13 protein-coding genes and 1 other annotated feature are annotated in these 16,288 nt (G+C 44.1%); of the genes, 8 read left to right on the forward strand and 5 right to left on the reverse strand.

The features are described 5' to 3' along the window. Positions 1-539: 539 nt before the first annotated feature. From clpB to rluD, 3 genes are all read right to left on the reverse strand, one after another. On the reverse strand, positions 540-3,113 hold the full coding sequence (gene clpB / locus OQJ86_RS24575) for an ATP-dependent chaperone ClpB (protein ID WP_038882441.1): 2,574 nt from the start codon (positions 3,111-3,113) through the stop codon (positions 540-542). A gap of 148 nt (positions 3,114-3,261) precedes the next feature. Next, entirely contained in the window at positions 3,262-3,990 is a 729-nt protein-coding gene (gene pgeF, locus OQJ86_RS24580; RefSeq protein ID WP_265991729.1) for a peptidoglycan editing factor PgeF, read from the reverse strand. Between the two features lies 1 nt (position 3,991). Next, complete coding sequence (rluD, locus tag OQJ86_RS24585; RefSeq protein ID WP_038874005.1) at positions 3,992-4,969, reverse strand: 23S rRNA pseudouridine(1911/1915/1917) synthase RluD; 978 nt, start codon at positions 4,967-4,969, stop codon at positions 3,992-3,994. A gap of 136 nt (positions 4,970-5,105) precedes the next feature. Here rluD and OQJ86_RS24590 point away from each other — a divergent pair, with 136 nt between their 5' ends. The 5 genes from OQJ86_RS24590 to yjjX all read left to right on the forward strand — a co-directional run bounded on the left by OQJ86_RS24590 (position 5,106) and on the right by yjjX (position 10,123). Then, a complete protein-coding gene (locus tag OQJ86_RS24590) occupies positions 5,106-5,834 on the forward strand; it encodes an outer membrane protein assembly factor BamD (RefSeq protein WP_265991732.1) in 729 nt (242 codons plus the stop codon). 155 nt (positions 5,835-5,989) lie between these two features. After that, complete coding sequence (locus tag OQJ86_RS24595) at positions 5,990-7,447, forward strand: lytic transglycosylase F (RefSeq protein WP_038868800.1); 1,458 nt, start codon at positions 5,990-5,992, stop codon at positions 7,445-7,447. 369 nt (positions 7,448-7,816) lie between these two features. After that, positions 7,817-8,143, forward strand: coding sequence for a ribosome hibernation-promoting factor, HPF/YfiA family (gene hpf, locus OQJ86_RS24600; protein ID WP_038868798.1), 327 nt, complete (start codon positions 7,817-7,819; stop codon positions 8,141-8,143). A 108-nt stretch (positions 8,144-8,251) separates the two neighbouring features. Then, positions 8,252-8,373, forward strand: a sequence feature (Phe leader region). Positions 8,374-8,386: 13 nt separating this feature from the next. Continuing rightward, a complete protein-coding gene (pheA, locus tag OQJ86_RS24605; RefSeq protein WP_038866429.1) occupies positions 8,387-9,565 on the forward strand; it encodes a prephenate dehydratase in 1,179 nt (392 codons plus the stop codon). Positions 9,566-9,589: 24 nt separating this feature from the next. Then, positions 9,590-10,123 (forward strand): inosine/xanthosine triphosphatase, encoded by a 534-nt coding sequence (gene yjjX / locus OQJ86_RS24610; protein ID WP_265991736.1) that lies wholly within the window; start codon positions 9,590-9,592, stop codon positions 10,121-10,123. Between the two features lie 99 nt (positions 10,124-10,222). On the opposite strand, the gene trpR is transcribed toward yjjX, so the two are convergent. Next, a complete protein-coding gene (trpR, locus tag OQJ86_RS24615; protein WP_265991737.1) occupies positions 10,223-10,525 on the reverse strand; it encodes a trp operon repressor in 303 nt (100 codons plus the stop codon). 13 nt (positions 10,526-10,538) lie between these two features. After that, a complete protein-coding gene (locus OQJ86_RS24620) occupies positions 10,539-12,485 on the reverse strand; it encodes a transglycosylase SLT domain-containing protein (protein WP_265991739.1) in 1,947 nt (648 codons plus the stop codon). A gap of 373 nt (positions 12,486-12,858) precedes the next feature. Here OQJ86_RS24620 and ettA point away from each other — a divergent pair, with 373 nt between their 5' ends. The 3 genes from ettA (at position 12,859) to OQJ86_RS24635 (ending at position 16,183) form a co-directional block, all read left to right on the forward strand. Further along, positions 12,859-14,526, forward strand: a complete 1,668-nt coding sequence (ettA, locus tag OQJ86_RS24625) for an energy-dependent translational throttle protein EttA (RefSeq protein WP_038866420.1) — start codon at positions 12,859-12,861, stop codon at positions 14,524-14,526. A gap of 257 nt (positions 14,527-14,783) precedes the next feature. Beyond that, entirely contained in the window at positions 14,784-15,152 is a 369-nt protein-coding gene (locus tag OQJ86_RS24630; RefSeq protein ID WP_038876273.1) for a PilZ domain-containing protein, read from the forward strand. Between the two features lie 29 nt (positions 15,153-15,181). Then, on the forward strand, positions 15,182-16,183 hold the full coding sequence (locus OQJ86_RS24635) for a M23 family metallopeptidase (protein WP_038876270.1): 1,002 nt from the start codon (positions 15,182-15,184) through the stop codon (positions 16,181-16,183). Positions 16,184-16,288: the final 105 nt, after the last annotated feature.

Below are 16,288 nucleotides of genomic sequence, written 5' to 3' on the forward strand. Positions count from 1 at the left end.
ACGAATACTGACTTCAAAACTCATCCTTACTCGAAAGTAAGAAGTAATTTTAAAGCTATTACCATTCCAACAGAATGATAATGAATTGACTGTGCCAAGTCTTGCGACTTGATTGGTCACTCAGTTCATTGAAACCTAATTTGATACCGAGGTATCTAATTGGATTATCATCAACGAGTGCCCACACAGATTGATAGGTTCTTATTTTTAAAGAGCACACTCTGAAGTTCTCTTCAAAGTGGACGGCCATTTTAGCGAGATAACTTATCGTGTCAAACACTTTTTTAAGTTATTTCTCTGTGAGTTACTTTCGAACTCACTGACCTTGTCATCTCGGCTTCGCTTTGTTTGCTTTCCCGTGACAACGGAGGCGCATTATAGGGAGTTCGTTTAGGAACACAACCCTATTTTTCAAAAAAACTTATCTTTTTGGTTCGTTCGTATAGAAAACAATCAAAACCCGATAAAAGTGCATCAAAAAGGGGGCTACTGCCCCCTAAACCTTGAACTTCGTCTCACTTTTCACTGCATTAGTGAAATTACTGGTGAGCGATAACTTGGTCATTGTTCACAATCAGCTGTACTTTCTTATCTGGCAATATTTGTCCGGCTAAGATTGATTTCGCTAGTGGGTTTTCGACATTTTGTTGAATGGCACGTTTTAGAGGTCGCGCACCATACACAGGATCAAAACCAACTTGAGCAATCAAATCGAGGGCTTTTGCGGATACCTCTAATTGGTAACCTTTTTCTTCTAAGCGTTTAGCTAGACGTTCCAGTTGAATAGAAGCAATCGACTTTATGTGCTCTTGACCAAGCGGATGGAATACAACACTTTCATCAACACGGTTTAAAAACTCAGGACGGAAGTGCTTACTAACCACATCCATAACTTCATTCTTAATGCCTTGGTAATCCAGAGTAGCAAAGTTCTCTTGGATGCGAGCTGAACCTAAGTTCGATGTCATGATCACTACAGTATTACGGAAATCAACCGTTCTACCCTGACCATCAGTTAATCGACCATCATCCAATACTTGCAGCAAAATATTGAACACATCGGGATGCGCCTTTTCTACTTCATCTAATAGGATGACAGAATAAGGTTTGCGACGAACCGCTTCTGTTAGATAACCACCCTCCTCATAACCAACGTAACCCGGAGGCGCACCAACTAACCTTGCCACAGAATGTTTCTCCATAAATTCAGACATGTCGATACGTACCATTGCGTCTTCGCTATCGAACATAAAGCTCGCGAGTGTCTTACATAATTCCGTTTTACCCACCCCCGTAGGGCCTAAGAATAAGAAGGAACCAATTGGTTTGTTTGGATCTGATAATCCTGCTCGACTACGGCGGATTGCATTCGATACCACTTCTACCGCTTCTGCCTGACCAATCACACGTTTGTGCAATACCTCTTCCATGCGGAGCAGTTTCTCTTTTTCTGCTTCGAGCATTTTAGAGACTGGTATACCCGTTTGCTTAGAGAGTACTTCTGCAATCTCGTTATCCGTCACCTTATTGCGTAGTAGCGTCATCTCTTGCATCTCAGCTTGAGTTGCAAGGTCGAGTTGTTTTTCAAGTTCAGGAATACGACCGTATTGCAATTCAGACATACGGTTTAAATCACCTGCGCGGCGAGCAAAATCCATGTCCATACGCGCTTGCTCTAGTTCACCTTTAATATGTTGTGTACCAGAAAGGGCCGCTTTTTCAGCATTCCACACTTCTTCAAGCTCCGCGTATTCGCGTTCTTTTTCATCCAACTCTTCATTAAGTGCATTTAAACGTTTTTCACTCGCTTCATCATGTTCATTACTTAATGCTTGTTGTTCGATTTTAAGCTGAATGATCTTACGCTCTAGCTTGTCTAGTGACTCAGGCTTGGAGTCAATCTGCAAACGAATGCTAGAAGCCGCTTCATCAATTAAGTCGATCGCTTTGTCCGGTAATTGACGGTCTGACACATAACGGTGTGACAAACTGGCCGCTGCGACAATCGCAGGGTCGGTAATCTCTACATGATGATGAAGTTCATAGCGCTCTTTTAGACCACGCAAAATCGCAACGGTATCTTCAACACTAGGTTCGTCCACCAGCACTTTTTGGAAACGACGCTCAAGTGCGGCATCTTTCTCTATATACTGACGATATTCATCCAATGTTGTTGCACCGACACAGTGAAGCTCGCCACGTGCCAACGCTGGTTTAAGCATATTGCCTGCATCCATAGAGCCTTCGCCTTTGCCAGCGCCGACCATAGTATGTAATTCATCGATAAAGAGAATAACGTTGCCTTCTTCTTTGGCTAATTCATTCAATACCGATTTCAAACGTTCTTCGAATTCACCACGATATTTCGCTCCTGCTACGAGCGATCCCATATCTAGTGAAAGCACACGACGCCCGCGTAGACCTTCCGGAACTTCATTATTAATGATGCGCTGCGCCAAACCTTCTACAATAGCGGTTTTACCCACACCCGGCTCACCGATAATGACAGGGTTATTTTTAGTTCGACGTTGCAGTACTTGAATGGTTCGACGGATTTCATCATCGCGACCGATCACAGGATCCAGCTTACCCTGCTCTGCACGTTCGGTAAGGTCAATCGTGAACTTTTCCAAGGCTTGGCGAAGCTCTTCTGCATTGGGATCATTGACCTTTTGACCACCTCTGATCTTTTCGATTGCTTGGCTAACTTTTTGCTCAGTTAAGCCGAGTTCTTTAAGCAATTGACCAAGAGGACCGCGGTCTTCCATTGCAGCAAGTAAGAAGACTTCTGATGAGATGTAAGAGTCCTGACGCTTTTGAGCCACCTTGTCACACAGGTTAAACAAAGTCCCCATTGAACTAGACAATTGAACATCACCACCAATACCGCTTACTTTTGGCAATCGGTCTAACATCTCGCTCAACTTTGAACGTAACTGAGTAACGTCGACATCTAACATTGTTAGCAATGGACGAATTGGGCTACCGTTTTGATCCAGCAAAGCCACCATAAGATGGACTGGTTCGATGTATTGATGATCGCGCCCTAACGCCAGTGACTGAGCATCAGAGATAGCGATTTGAAACTTACTTGTGAATCTATCAAGACGCATATCTTCCTTCCTAACCTCAACTTAAGAGAATTCTTTTGACAGTTAGAAAGATGGATACGCAAAGGGGGAATTTCAAGGGAGTGAATCAATAAAGATAGCTTTGCAAAAATAGAGCTATGCATCATAGCGAATTTGCGCTTGGTCAGAGTTAATCTTCAATCCAAATAAAAGTGGCTTGTCGACCAGTCACACCATCACGGCGATAGGAATAAAAGTCATCTTTGTCTTGAAAAGTACATAGACCTGAATCAAATACTTGAGTGACACCAAGTTTATTAAGACGCTGAGTTGCAAGCTTGGACATATCGGCTAACCACTTTCCTTCAACATCACGAGGGGTAAAGGCTTGATAAGCTTGTGAGTCGAAATCCATAAAGGCTTGGAGGACATCTTCCCCCACTTCAAATGCTTTTGGTCCAATAGCAGGACCAAGCCACGCCATTACCTCACCAGAAAACAACTCTAATACGTTTTCAATGATACCATTCGCTAAACCACGCCAACCGGCATGCACCGCAGCAACTTGGGTACCTTGCATATTGGTCAGTAAAACGGGTAAACAATCTGCCGTCATAGCAGAACAGATAACATTGCTTGAACACGTATATATGCCATCCGCATCGAGCACTTGCAAAGTCGGAGCACTCACTTGAGTGACAACCGTCGAATGAGTTTGGTTTAACCAGATAGGTGCGGTCGGCATATTTGCCTGTTGCGCTAACCATTCGCGGTTTTTTTCAACTAATGACAGTTCATCCCCAACGTGTGCACCTAAGTTAAGCCCTTGATACGGAGCAGAAGAAAAGCCCCCAACTCTCGTAGAGGAAAAAGCTTTTACATTCTTAGGCGCAGGCCAGTTGGGAATAACTGTCTTCATATTAGAACTCGTCTGGTAGACCGTATTCTTCTGTATCTTTGCGCAACGCTTCTGTCATGACGACCATATCCGCAGGCACTGGAGCATGGAACTCAAGCTCTTCACCAGTGATAGGATGTTCAAAGCGAAGCATTACCGCGTGCAGTGCTTGACGGTCAAAGCCACGAATCATCGCAGTCACTTCTTCTGAAGCACCTGTCGGGATACGAGCACGACCACCGTAAGCAGTATCACCTAATAGCGGATGCTGCAGGTAAGACATGTGCACACGGATTTGGTGTGTACGACCGGTTTCTAGACGAAGACGAATGCGTGTATGCTCACGGAAGTGCTCAGCAACACGGTAGTGTGTTACTGCTGGCTTACCCAGAGGTGCTACAGCCATCAGCGTACGCTTAGTAGAGTGACGACCAATTGGCTTATCCACTTTACCGCCTGCTGTCATACGGCCGATAGCAATCGCTTCGTATTCACGTGTAATGTTACGTTTTTGCAGAGCACGAACTAGACGAGTTTGCGCCGGAACGGTTTTTGCGACCACCATTAGGCCAGTCGTATCTTTATCCAAACGGTGCACAATACCTGCACGAGGTACTTCTGCAATATCAGGATAATGATGCAATAGCGCGTTGAGCACGGTACCATCTGGAGTACCCGCACCAGGGTGAACAACAAAATCACGAGGCTTATTGATTACGATGATGTCATCATCTTCGTAGACGATATCTAGAGGGATATCTTGCGCTTCCCAGCGTTCTTCATCTTCCAGCTCGGCTTGCAAGGTAATTTCCTCGCCACCCATAACTTTGGTGCGAGGTTTAGTGACAACTTCACCATTCACTTGTACTTTCCCGTCAAGAAGCCATTCTTTCAGGCGAGAGCGAGAAAAGTCTGCGAATAATTCGGCGATAGCTTGGTCCAAACGTTGACCTAATTGGCTATCTTTTACGGTGTTGGTTAAAACAATCTGCTGAGCCATATCGAACTTTTTTAAAAACTGTGAGACTAATGCTCACGACTGTGGAAAAATAGACTATTACGTCATTGTATCTGTTACTGGAAAGAAAGTAACGGCAGCTTAAGAAATATTTAGATTCAAGGAACAGACTCCTGATATGAAACATCAGACTTTAACAGGCCTTTTAGCGGTATCCCTTCTGTTTGGCTGTGCAAGCAAAGAAGAAATCGTTCCTGATGTGCCACCTTCTGAACTGTATGCTGACGCGCAAACGTCGCTTCAAAGTGGTAACTGGCTTTCTGCTATTGAGAAGTTGGAAGCTTTAGATTCGCGTTACCCGTTTGGTGCCTACTCTGAGCAGGTACAACTTGACCTTATTTACGCGTACTACAAAAACGACGACCTAGCATTAGGTCTTGCAACGATTTCTCGCTTTATGCGTTTGAACCCAACTCATGAAAAAATGGACTGGGTATTGTACATGCGTGGTTTGAGCCACATGGCGCAAGACCGTAACTTTATGCATGACTTGTTCAACGTTGACCGTAGTGACCGAGATCCAGAGCCAGTTAAGAAAGCATTTGATGATTTCAAAAAACTGCTAGAGCGTTACCCAAACAGCCCATATGCTGAAGATTCACAAAAACGCATGGTGGCACTGAAAAACCGCTTAGCAAACTACGACCTTGCTACTGCGGACTTCTATCTACGCCGTGAAGCTTGGATTGCTGCGATTAACCGTGCCCAAGAACTTCAAAAAGCATTCCCAGATACTGAAGCAGCACGCAAGTCACTGGATATTCAGTTAGAAGCTTACAAGCAACTGGAACTAAAAGATGCCGTTTCCAGAACGGAAGAGCTGATAAAGCTTAACCCAGTAAAATAATACCAACCGCCACAGCTTTGCCTGTGGCGGTTTTGTCCCCCCCCCCTTCCTTATTTTTGCTTTATCCTTTCTCGTTACCACATTCATTACCTTGATGATTTTTTAAGCGACACATATGCTTAAGGTTCTCCTTCACCATCAACATGGATGTGAACATGGCATTATCAAAGCTATGGACAGGACTTCTACTGTTACTCTCAGCATCAGCATTTGCTTTAGAGTTGTCCCCTCTGAGACAGCCCCCTTACACAGGTGATCTCGATGTCATTAAAGAGAAGAACGTCTTGCGTGTGTTGGTATCTGCCGATTTGGGTTTCTATTACATAGAGGGAGGTGAACCAAAAGGGATTGGCGCTGAGTTGCTTGCGCATTTTGAGAGAGATTTACGCAAACTCAAACCTAAGATCAATATTCAAATCATTCCTGTATCTCGTGATGAGCTGCTTCCTTCCCTAGAACAAGGGCTGGGAGATCTGGTTGTTGCGAATCTCACCATTACCGACGCACGTAAGAAATTGGTTGATTTTAGTGATCCTGCCATTACGGGAATTGAAGAGTGGGTGATCACCGACAAGAAAACACCTGTGATGACCAAGCTTGACCAGTTAAGCGGCAAGGAAATATGGGTACGTGCCAGTTCAAGTTACTTCGAGAGTATTCAGGCATTAAACAAACAACTTAATAAGAAAGGCTTACCACCTGTTGTTGTGCATTTCATAGAAGAAACACTACAAGACTACGAATTGGTGGGAATGCTCAACAATGGCTATGTCAAAGCCATCGTTCTTGATAGCCACAAAGCCAAGTTGTGGATGAGCTTTATGGATGATATTCGCTCTCATACCAAAATCCCCCTCCGCACCGGCGGTGAGATAGCATGGGCAATGAGGCACGATAGTCCAGAGTTGAAGAAAGTGGTGAATAAATTCATCAAGACATCAAGATCCGGCACCTTATTGGGCAATGTGATTTACGGCAAATATATCGATAATACTAATTGGCTCAACAAAGCCCTCAACCCGAAAAAAATCGCGCAATTAGAAAAGCTCTCTTCCTTATTCTCTAAATATGGAGAGAAATACGATTTTGATTATCTGCTTATCGCCGCAGTGGCCTATCAAGAATCTGGATTTAACAATAATCTAGTATCGAGTCGAGGTGCAGTTGGCATCATGCAAATTCTGCCAAGTACTGCCAGCGACCCAAACGTAAACATTAAAAACGTTCGAAACTTGGAGAACAATGTCCATGCTGGTGTGAAGTACATGGCCTTTCTACGTCGATACTACTTCAGCGATGAAGCAATCAGTAAAGAGAACAAACTGTACCTAACGCTTGCCGCATACAATGCAGGGCCTGGAAATATAGAGAGAATGCGCAAACGCGCCGCGCAACAAGGTTATGACCCAAACGTTTGGTTTCACAATGTAGAAGTGGTGACGCGACGTAGCTTAGGCGAGACCGTCAGATACGTCACTAACGTGAACCGCTACTACGTTATTTACAAGCAACTCGAAAGCCTCGACCTAGCCAAGACATTGGACAACGTCTTATTAGCGCCAGAAGACCCTGTGTTCATGACGCCATTGAAGAAAATAAGCCAAACGCCATAAAACCGAGAACAAAAAACCAAAAACGCCGCTCAGTTCATGAGCGGCGTTTTTGAATCTAACTTACTATGCACTTTAAGAGTGATCTGATTCACATCTTTGTTCTGGTTAATTTTTAACTAACTAGAATTACAGGCCGTATAACTCCCCTAAAAACGGGATAGTTTTCAGCTCAGTACTCTATCCAATCTAATGATTTCGAATCCGATAACAAGCAATTTTCACAGAAATCTAAACAGTTCTTGAGAAAGATCACATTCACTTCCCACCTATAAAAAACCACTCAAAATAGTGATCTATATCACATTATTTTATCCTCAGAGCGGTAATCTGAATTCAACCCATGAGGGATGAAACAGAGGAAAAACATTTATGACAATGAACATCACTGGTAAAAATATCGAAATCACCTCTGCAATCCGAGCTCATATTGAGAGCAAATTTAAAAAGCTGGAGAAATGGCAAGTAGACATCATCGGATGCCAAGCAACTTTCAGTGAGGAACCAAACAAACAGAAGAAATTCGAAGCCGTTATTACGGTTCCTAAAGGGCAACTAATCGCCTCAGCTACTCACGAAGATCTTTACGCAGCTATCAACGAAGTGGAGCAAAAACTAGAACGACAATTGAATAAGCTGACCCACAAACCTGAAGCTCGACGTGCTAGCAAGCCAGAGTTAGTGGAAGAAGAAGAGTAAACCGACCAGATCGAGGAAGTAGCGCCGTAAGGCGCTATTTTTTTGCTTGACGCTCCCCGCCTGCTTGCTTATTGTGTTTAAACACTCACAAATTAAGCACTATTTATGCATTTGACTCACCTGTTTCTTTTTGACTTCTTTTTCCTTCCATAGTTGGAGGGGCTAACTCGTTTGTGAAAGAAAAGTCAAAAACAAACAGAAAGCCTCCCGAATCGGGAGGCTTTTTTTATAAGGAAAGAATTGATGACTGACCAACCTATTTCCCTGGATGAAATTCGTTTACGTTTGAATGAGCTTGATGACGAGCTTTTAAGCTTGCTGTCTGAACGTCGTAAGCTCAGCATTGAAGTAGCAAAAAGCAAAGTCCAAACATCAAAACCTGTTCGTGATGCTGTCCGTGAACAACAACTACTAGTAAAACTGATTACCAACGGCCGTGATAAATACGAACTCGACGCTCAGTACATCACCAAACTTTTCCATACGATCATCGAAGATTCGGTGCTTTTGCAACAAAGCTATCTACAGAACCTAGTCAACCCTCAGCAAAGTCGTAAACCATTAGCACGAGTGGCTTTCTTAGGAGCTAAAGGGTCTTACTCTCACTTAGCTAGTCGTGAGTACTTCAGTCGTAAAAATACAGAGCTAATTGAACTCAACTGCGAGCACTTCAAAGAAGTAACTCAGACCGTTGAATCTGGCCATGCTGATTATGGTGTTCTACCAATTGAAAACACCAGTTCTGGTTCAATTAACGAAGTCTACGACCTTCTACAACACACAACACTTTATATCGTAGGAGAGCTGACTCAACCGATTGAGCATTGCCTTGTTGCAACCAAAGACATTCGTCTAGAGAACATCAAAACGCTTTACTCTCACCCGCAGCCCCATCAGCAATGCAGTGAGTTCCTTAGTAGAATGAAAGGCGTTCAACTCGAATCTTGTGCGAGCACAGCTGATGCGATGCAGAAGGTACAAGAATTGGGCCGTGATGATGTCGCCGCTATCGGTAATGCTTCCAGTGGTAAGCTTTATGGCTTACAAGCGATCCAAGGCAACATCGCGAACCAAACTGAAAACCATACCCGTTTTATTGTGGTTGCTCGTAAACCTGTCGAGGTCTCCACACAGATACCGGCAAAAACCACATTGATTATGTCTACCTCTCAAGAGGCAGGTTCTTTAGTCGAGACCCTGTTAGTACTGCAACGTTTCGGTATCAACATGACTAAGTTAGAGTCCCGTCCGATCATGGGTAACCCATGGGAAGAAATGTTCTATGTTGATTTAGAATCACACCTTGGTTCCACCGCCATGCAGCATGTGCTCGATGAGCTCACCAAGATAACTAAACACCTGAAAGTATTAGGATGTTACCCAAGTGAGAACGTAAAACCCACTCAAGTAAAATTGGGTTAATAGACATCGATAGGTAAAAAGATCATGGTAGACCAAAAAGTCGTTATCGCTTCACTCAACCCTGCAAAAATTAAAGCCGTAGAGAGTGCTTTTCAAAGTGCTTTCCCTGAACAACGTTTTAACTTTTTCGGAGTCAGTGTCCCGAGTGAAGTTTCAGACCAGCCAATGACCAATGATGAAACACGCCGAGGTGCTTTAAATCGTGTTCGCAATGCTAAAACTGAGATGCCGAATGCTGATTTCTATATTGGTTTAGAAGCGGGTATTGAAGGAAAAGTTACTTTTGCTTGGATGGTGATTGAATCCGCGACTCATCGTGGAGAGTCGCGTTCAGCAAGTTTAATGCTACCACCAGAAGTGCTAGAAACACTTGAACATGCCAATGAACTGGGTGATGTAATGGATGAAGTATTTGGTACTGACAACATCAAACAAAAAGGTGGCGCAATTGGCCTGTTAACTCAAAACCAACTGACGCGCAGTTCGGTCTACCACCAAGCTTTGATTCTGGCGTTGATTCCTTTTACCAACCCTGAACATTTCCCTGCAAACCTATAGCTGTGTGGCTCTTATTAAGAGTCTGAAGCTGATAGTCGAGTAAAGTACGTATTAAAAAGGGCGGATATTCCGCCCTTTTTGCTGTCCGTAACTCAAAGATTATTGAGCGCCCAGCTCTAATAATGTCTTAAGTTTGTCTTTGTCGACATCGGACTTTGACTTTAACTCGTTAGAGCCACGGGTAATTGTCGCAATACCAACCCCAAGCATTTGACTGATTTGACGCTGTGAGAGCTCACCTTTTAGCAACTCGTTGAGAATATTAACGCGTGCGGTCAGTGACTCTCGCTCATCCGGTGTCATTAGCATGGTCAACAACATTTCGTGTTGCTGATTGTCCACACTTGAACGGATTAACTCGACAATCTGTTGCCAGTCTTTGTACTCAGGTTCATGTGACATCAAGTTACCTCACTCAATACTTGGTATTGATCTCTTCTTGGGTCAAGAACGAACCGTCGACACCTAAAAGGTCGCGGTAGTACGTTTCGAACATCAAAATGTTCTGTACATACCCACGCGTCTCTTTAAATGAAATCGCCTCTATAAAGGAATAAGCATCCACTTTTCCTTGAGTTCGCTCTCGCCACATTTTTACTCGGTTAGGCCCTGCATTATAAGCAGCGAGCGAAAAAATACGATTATTATCGTAATCTTCCATTAAGCCTTGTAAGTAATGGCTACCAATTTCAATGTTCTTACCTACATTGTAGAGATCTTGCGTACCTTGATATTTCAGCTTGTACTTGTTTGCCGTGTACTTAGCCGTCGCAGGCATAATCTGCATCAGACCACGAGCTCCAACCGGAGAGCGCGCTTCAGAATCAAGTGCACTCTCTTGTCTCGCCAAAGACATCATTGTGATTGGGTCGATATTGTGTTTCTCAGCGTAAAAGTTAAACCACCAGCGATGCGCGACAGGGAATCGCAACGGAATGTTATCCCACATCTGAGCTTGAATACTCGCAATAACCGTCAAGTTATGCCAATGCTTAGACGCGGCAAAAGCGGCAAGTTGCGTTTTTTCCTCTTTACCAACACGACGGAGCAAATGTGTCCATTCACTCTTCGCCGCAGCGATCTTGTCGGTTGCTATCAGCTCTTCAATACGAAGCAGCGATTTTTGATATGGCTGAATAGCTTTCTTATCGAGCTTAACAGAGCTTGATGGATACTTGATCGATTGACCAATCGCATTCGCTGCGGCCACACTGTAAAAGTTACGCTGGCCAGTCTGTTTTGCTAAACGTTGCTTGCCTGCGACTTCATCACCCAATGCGATTTCACTGCGCCCTAACCAGTATTGCCACCGAAGTGATGCTTGCTCTTCATCATTAAGCACTGCGATCCATTTTTTTACCCCTTGCCAGTCGCCATTTTGAATCGATAAACGAATACGACTTTCAATCAGAGGTAGGTTTTTACTGGTTTTTGTTTTGTCATCGCGCCACTTCGCCAATGAATATGATTCAGTACGAATCAAACGAATCGCAATGTAATCCGCCAGTGCTTGAGCCTTTTCTGGAGAGAACTTTTGCCCTTTCACTACGGTCGCATAAGCATCTTGCGCTTGCTTGGTGTTTTTTCGAGCCAGTTTCTCTAATGCGAATTCTGCTTGAGTTCGATTAAAGTCATTCGCTTGTTGCTTCTTGGCAAACTCCGCCACATTTTCAGGCTTATCGAACAATACCTTCATCGCTTTGGCTTGCTGCTGAGCTTTGGCCGATGTAGGCAACTTTTGCAGATAGGCCATTAGCCCGCCATTACGCGCATCAAATGCTAATAACATGCGTTGTAAAATCATGTCATCTGTACGTTCACCCGCTTTGTCCCATGCAGAGAACAGTGGGTCACATTCATCAGCAATACTCTTGCCGCGCAGCCACATGTGCTCTGCGCCTTTAAAGGCCGCGACTTGTTTCCCTTGTTCTAGCTGAGCGACATAGAAAATACACTGATAACGCTCACCACTTGGCTCAACTTTCTGGAACTCGGTAATGGTTTTCCAATCTTTCTGGCGATAAAGGTTATCTAGATACGGGGCGCGAATACGACGTGAGAATGGAAAAGCTTCATGTTCACTAATAAACGCATCTACCTGTTGTGGTGACTTGCTCGATAATTGCCTCAGAAATACCCGATAGTCCACATAAGGAGTGAGTGGATAATCAGCGATTTTGGAACGAATAGACAAGTAGCCATCAATGTCATTCTTGTCTAATAAATTTTGTGCCTGCTCATAGACTTGACGCTGCTTTTCTAGGCTCAGCGTCGCGTTTGCCGACACGCTTACCGCACATAAAGCGGCTGCGTAGCATACTCTTTTAGCCAATTCAGTTACGTTGAATTTCATGTGCGTCATTTTCCCCAGAAGTTTCTCTCTTCATGCTTTACCACTGGTGAATACAAACGTAGTAAGCAATAAAGCATATGCATCTATTTACACCGTAATAAGTGCTTATTGTAAAGCGACTTGATGTAATAAATGTTGTACTCGTAAAACTTTAGAACCCTTTAAGACAAATAGATTCCCATCAATTCATCCAACTAAATGAACTGTTGGCTTTGATTTAAAGACGAACAAGAAAAGTGTATACCCTAAAGTTGAGAGTTTCCGGTCAGCGATGAAGAAGAAATCACACAAGATGCTAATTTCTTGCAATGCGGTAACAAAACTGAAGGAGTTGGTATAAAATAGAGCCTTTGAATGACAGTTAATTTAGGAACGATCGGCAATGGCTGAATACGTATATACCATGTCGCGGGTGAGCAAAATTGTGCCACCTAAGCGTCAAATTCTTAAAGACATCTCTCTAAGCTTCTTCCCTGGTGCAAAAATCGGTGTTCTAGGTCTGAACGGTGCGGGTAAATCTACGCTGCTACGTATCATGGCGGGTATCGATACCGATATCGATGGTGAAGCACGCCCACAACCGGGCCTAAACGTAGGTTACCTACCGCAGGAGCCCGTTCTGGACGAGTCAAAAACCGTTCGTGAAATCGTTGAAGAAGCTGTTGCAGATGTTGCTGGCGCACTTAAGCGCTTGGATGCGGTATATGCAGCGTATGCAGAACCAGATGCCGATTTTGATGCTCTAGCAAAAGAACAGGGTGAACTAGAAGCGCTAATTCAAGCGAAAGATGGTCACAACCTAGACAACGCGCTAGAACGTGCTGCTGATGCACTTCGTCTTCCTGAATGGGATCAAAAAATCCAACACCTATCCGGTGGTGAGCGTCGCCGTGTGGCTATCTGCCGTCTTCTTCTAGAAAAACCAGACATGCTACTGCTCGACGAACCAACCAACCACTTGGATGCTGAGTCTGTTGCATGGCTAGAACGCTTCCTAGTTGATTACACTGGTACTGTAGTTGCGATTACCCACGACCGTTACTTCCTAGATAACGCAGCGGGTTGGATCCTAGAACTTGACCGTGGTGAAGGTATTCCATGGGAAGGTAACTACACCTCTTGGCTAGAGCAAAAAGATGCGCGTCTACAACAAGAAGCGTCGCAAGAAAAAGCTCGTCAAAAGACCATCGAGAAAGAACTTGAATGGGTTCGTCAAAACCCTAAAGGTCGCCAAGCGAAATCTAAAGCACGTATGGCGCGCTTTGAAGAGCTACAAAACACTGACCACCAAAAACGTAACGAAACTAACGAGCTGTTCATCCCGCCAGGTGAGCGTCTAGGTGATAAAGTTATCGAAGTGAACAACCTGACTAAGTCATTCGACGGTCGCGTTCTTATCGATGATCTATCATTCAGCATGCCTAAGGGTGCCATCGTGGGTATCATCGGTGCCAACGGTGCGGGTAAATCAACCCTATTCAAGATGCTAAGCGGTACTGAACAACCTGATTCGGGTACGATTGAACTGGGTGACACTGTGAAACTGGCTTCTGTTGAGCAGTTCCGTGATTCAATGAACGATAAAAACACGGTATTCCAAGAGATCTCAGAAGGTGCTGATATCATCAAGATCAACAACTTCGAAATCCCTGCACGTGCTTACTGTTCTCGCTTTAACTTCAAAGGCTCAGATCAACAGAAAGTTATCGGCGAGCTTTCTGGTGGTGAGCGTAACCGTGTGCACCTTGCTAAGCTGCTTAAAGCTGGCGGTAACGTACTACTACTCGATGAGCCAACCAACGACCTTGACGTTGAAACACTACGTGCACTTGAAGAAGCGCTGCTTGAGTTCCCTGGTTGTGCCATGGTTATCTCGCACGACCGTTGGTTCCTAGACCGTATCGCAACGCACATCATCGACTACCGCGATGAAGGCCAAGTTAACTTCTACGAAGGTAACTACAACGAGTATATGGAATGGCTGAAGAAGACGCTTGGTCCTGAAGCCGCTGAACCACACCGTATCAAATACAAGCGCGTATCGAAGTAATTTCGTTTATAAGATGAGTGTGCGGTATATCACCTTACACTCACCTTTGCTTGTAATTCGTACAAAGGTCGCTATCATAGCGGCCTTTGTTGTATGTGTTGCATAAATGGCTCAGATTGGCATTTTTTCAATTAAGAGCTTGACCTTTAGCAATCGTAACTCTGTGCTACCTCGACATTTTAAGAACAACAATTGAACAATTTTTGTTCTATTTGATATAGTCATCGACAGATTCGACGACTATATGAGAAAGCTCTATGACGGAGAGACGACGCTTTTCACGCATCATCTACCAAGTTTCTGCTTTAGTGGAACAAAGTGACTTGGCACTACAAGCCACGATTCAAGATCTCTCATTACATGGTTTATTGTTAAGAGCTGAAAATGCAAACTCACTTGAGTCGTCACTACCGGTAGAAGTCGCATTCTCGTTCGCTCAATCAGAACAGGTGATGCAGTTAACCGCTGATATCATCGCTGTTGCAAGTAACGAGATCCGGCTGAAGATCATCAACATAGACATCGATAGTATTAGCCAATTAAAACGATTTATAGAGTTAAACGTAGGCAATAACGAGCTGCTGAATCGAGAGTTAGAATACCTTTCTGATTTGGGGGAAGAATAAATTGAACGCCTGCTTTAGTAACAATAACTATGTCTAAAAAAATCATCATGCAGATCCCAACAAAAGATGGGAATCAGCAATTTTATGTGGGTCGCCTTTCGATCCTTGCAGTATGTGTGTCAGTCATCGCTTTGCCTGCCGTCGTTGGTAGCGCTTGGTATTTGAATCAACAACAAACATACAATCAAGAGACGCTAAACCAAACCATCGCAAAGCTGGAAGGTGAAAAAGCGGAGATCACGGCACTGTATGAAGAACAACTTGATACGAACCACTCTCTTTCTCAATCTTTAACTGACAAAAACAATCAGATTCAATTGCTAGGTAAGCGTGTATATGATGTGGAGTCGGTTCTCGGTCTCGCTGACGAAGAGCTTGAAAGCGAAGAGTACAACGTTGCCCTAGAAGAGCGTATTGATGCCGCAGCCATTGATTCAGCAGTGCGCGCAACGATGTTCCGTTTAATTCCAAACGACAGTCCGATGACTTACCAACGTATCTCCTCCCCTTATGGCAGTCGGATTAACCCTATTTCTGGCAAACGTCATGTGCATACAGGCATCGACCTTACATGTAAACGCGGCGAAGAAATCTTAGCCCCAGCGGATGGTGTGGTAGAAACGGTGCGACCAAGTAATCGTGGATACGGTAACTACCTTACGCTCCGTCATTCATTTGGTTTCTCAAGCTCATTCGCTCATCTGAACAAATTCAGCGTGAAAAATGGCCAGTTTGTCAGTAAAGGCGATGTAATAGCGAAATGTGGTAATTCAGGTAACTCGACTGGGCCACACCTTCATTACGAAGTACGCTTTCTTGGGCGTACGCTAAACCCGCGCTACTTAATGGATTGGACACCAGAGAACTTTAACTCCGTGTTCGAGAAAGAAAAGATGGTAAAATGGGGTCCTCTGGTTCAGTTGATCGATAACGTGGTTCGTCTGCAAATCAATCTAACCAATTCGCCATACCGAGATACGAGTATTAGCACGGTATCAAGTGAAGACAACAGTGGTACATCGACCAACTGATTATTTTCAAACAAAAAAGAGCAGCCAATGTGCTAATGCCAGTCAGTTAAGCTGACTGGCATTTTTCTTTTTCCAGATTGGATACTTTGCTGATTTGTAACGGAG

It is taken from the genome of Vibrio sp. Sgm 5 (assembly GCF_026241575.1).
Lineage (GTDB): Bacteria > Pseudomonadota > Gammaproteobacteria > Enterobacterales > Vibrionaceae > Vibrio > Vibrio jasicida.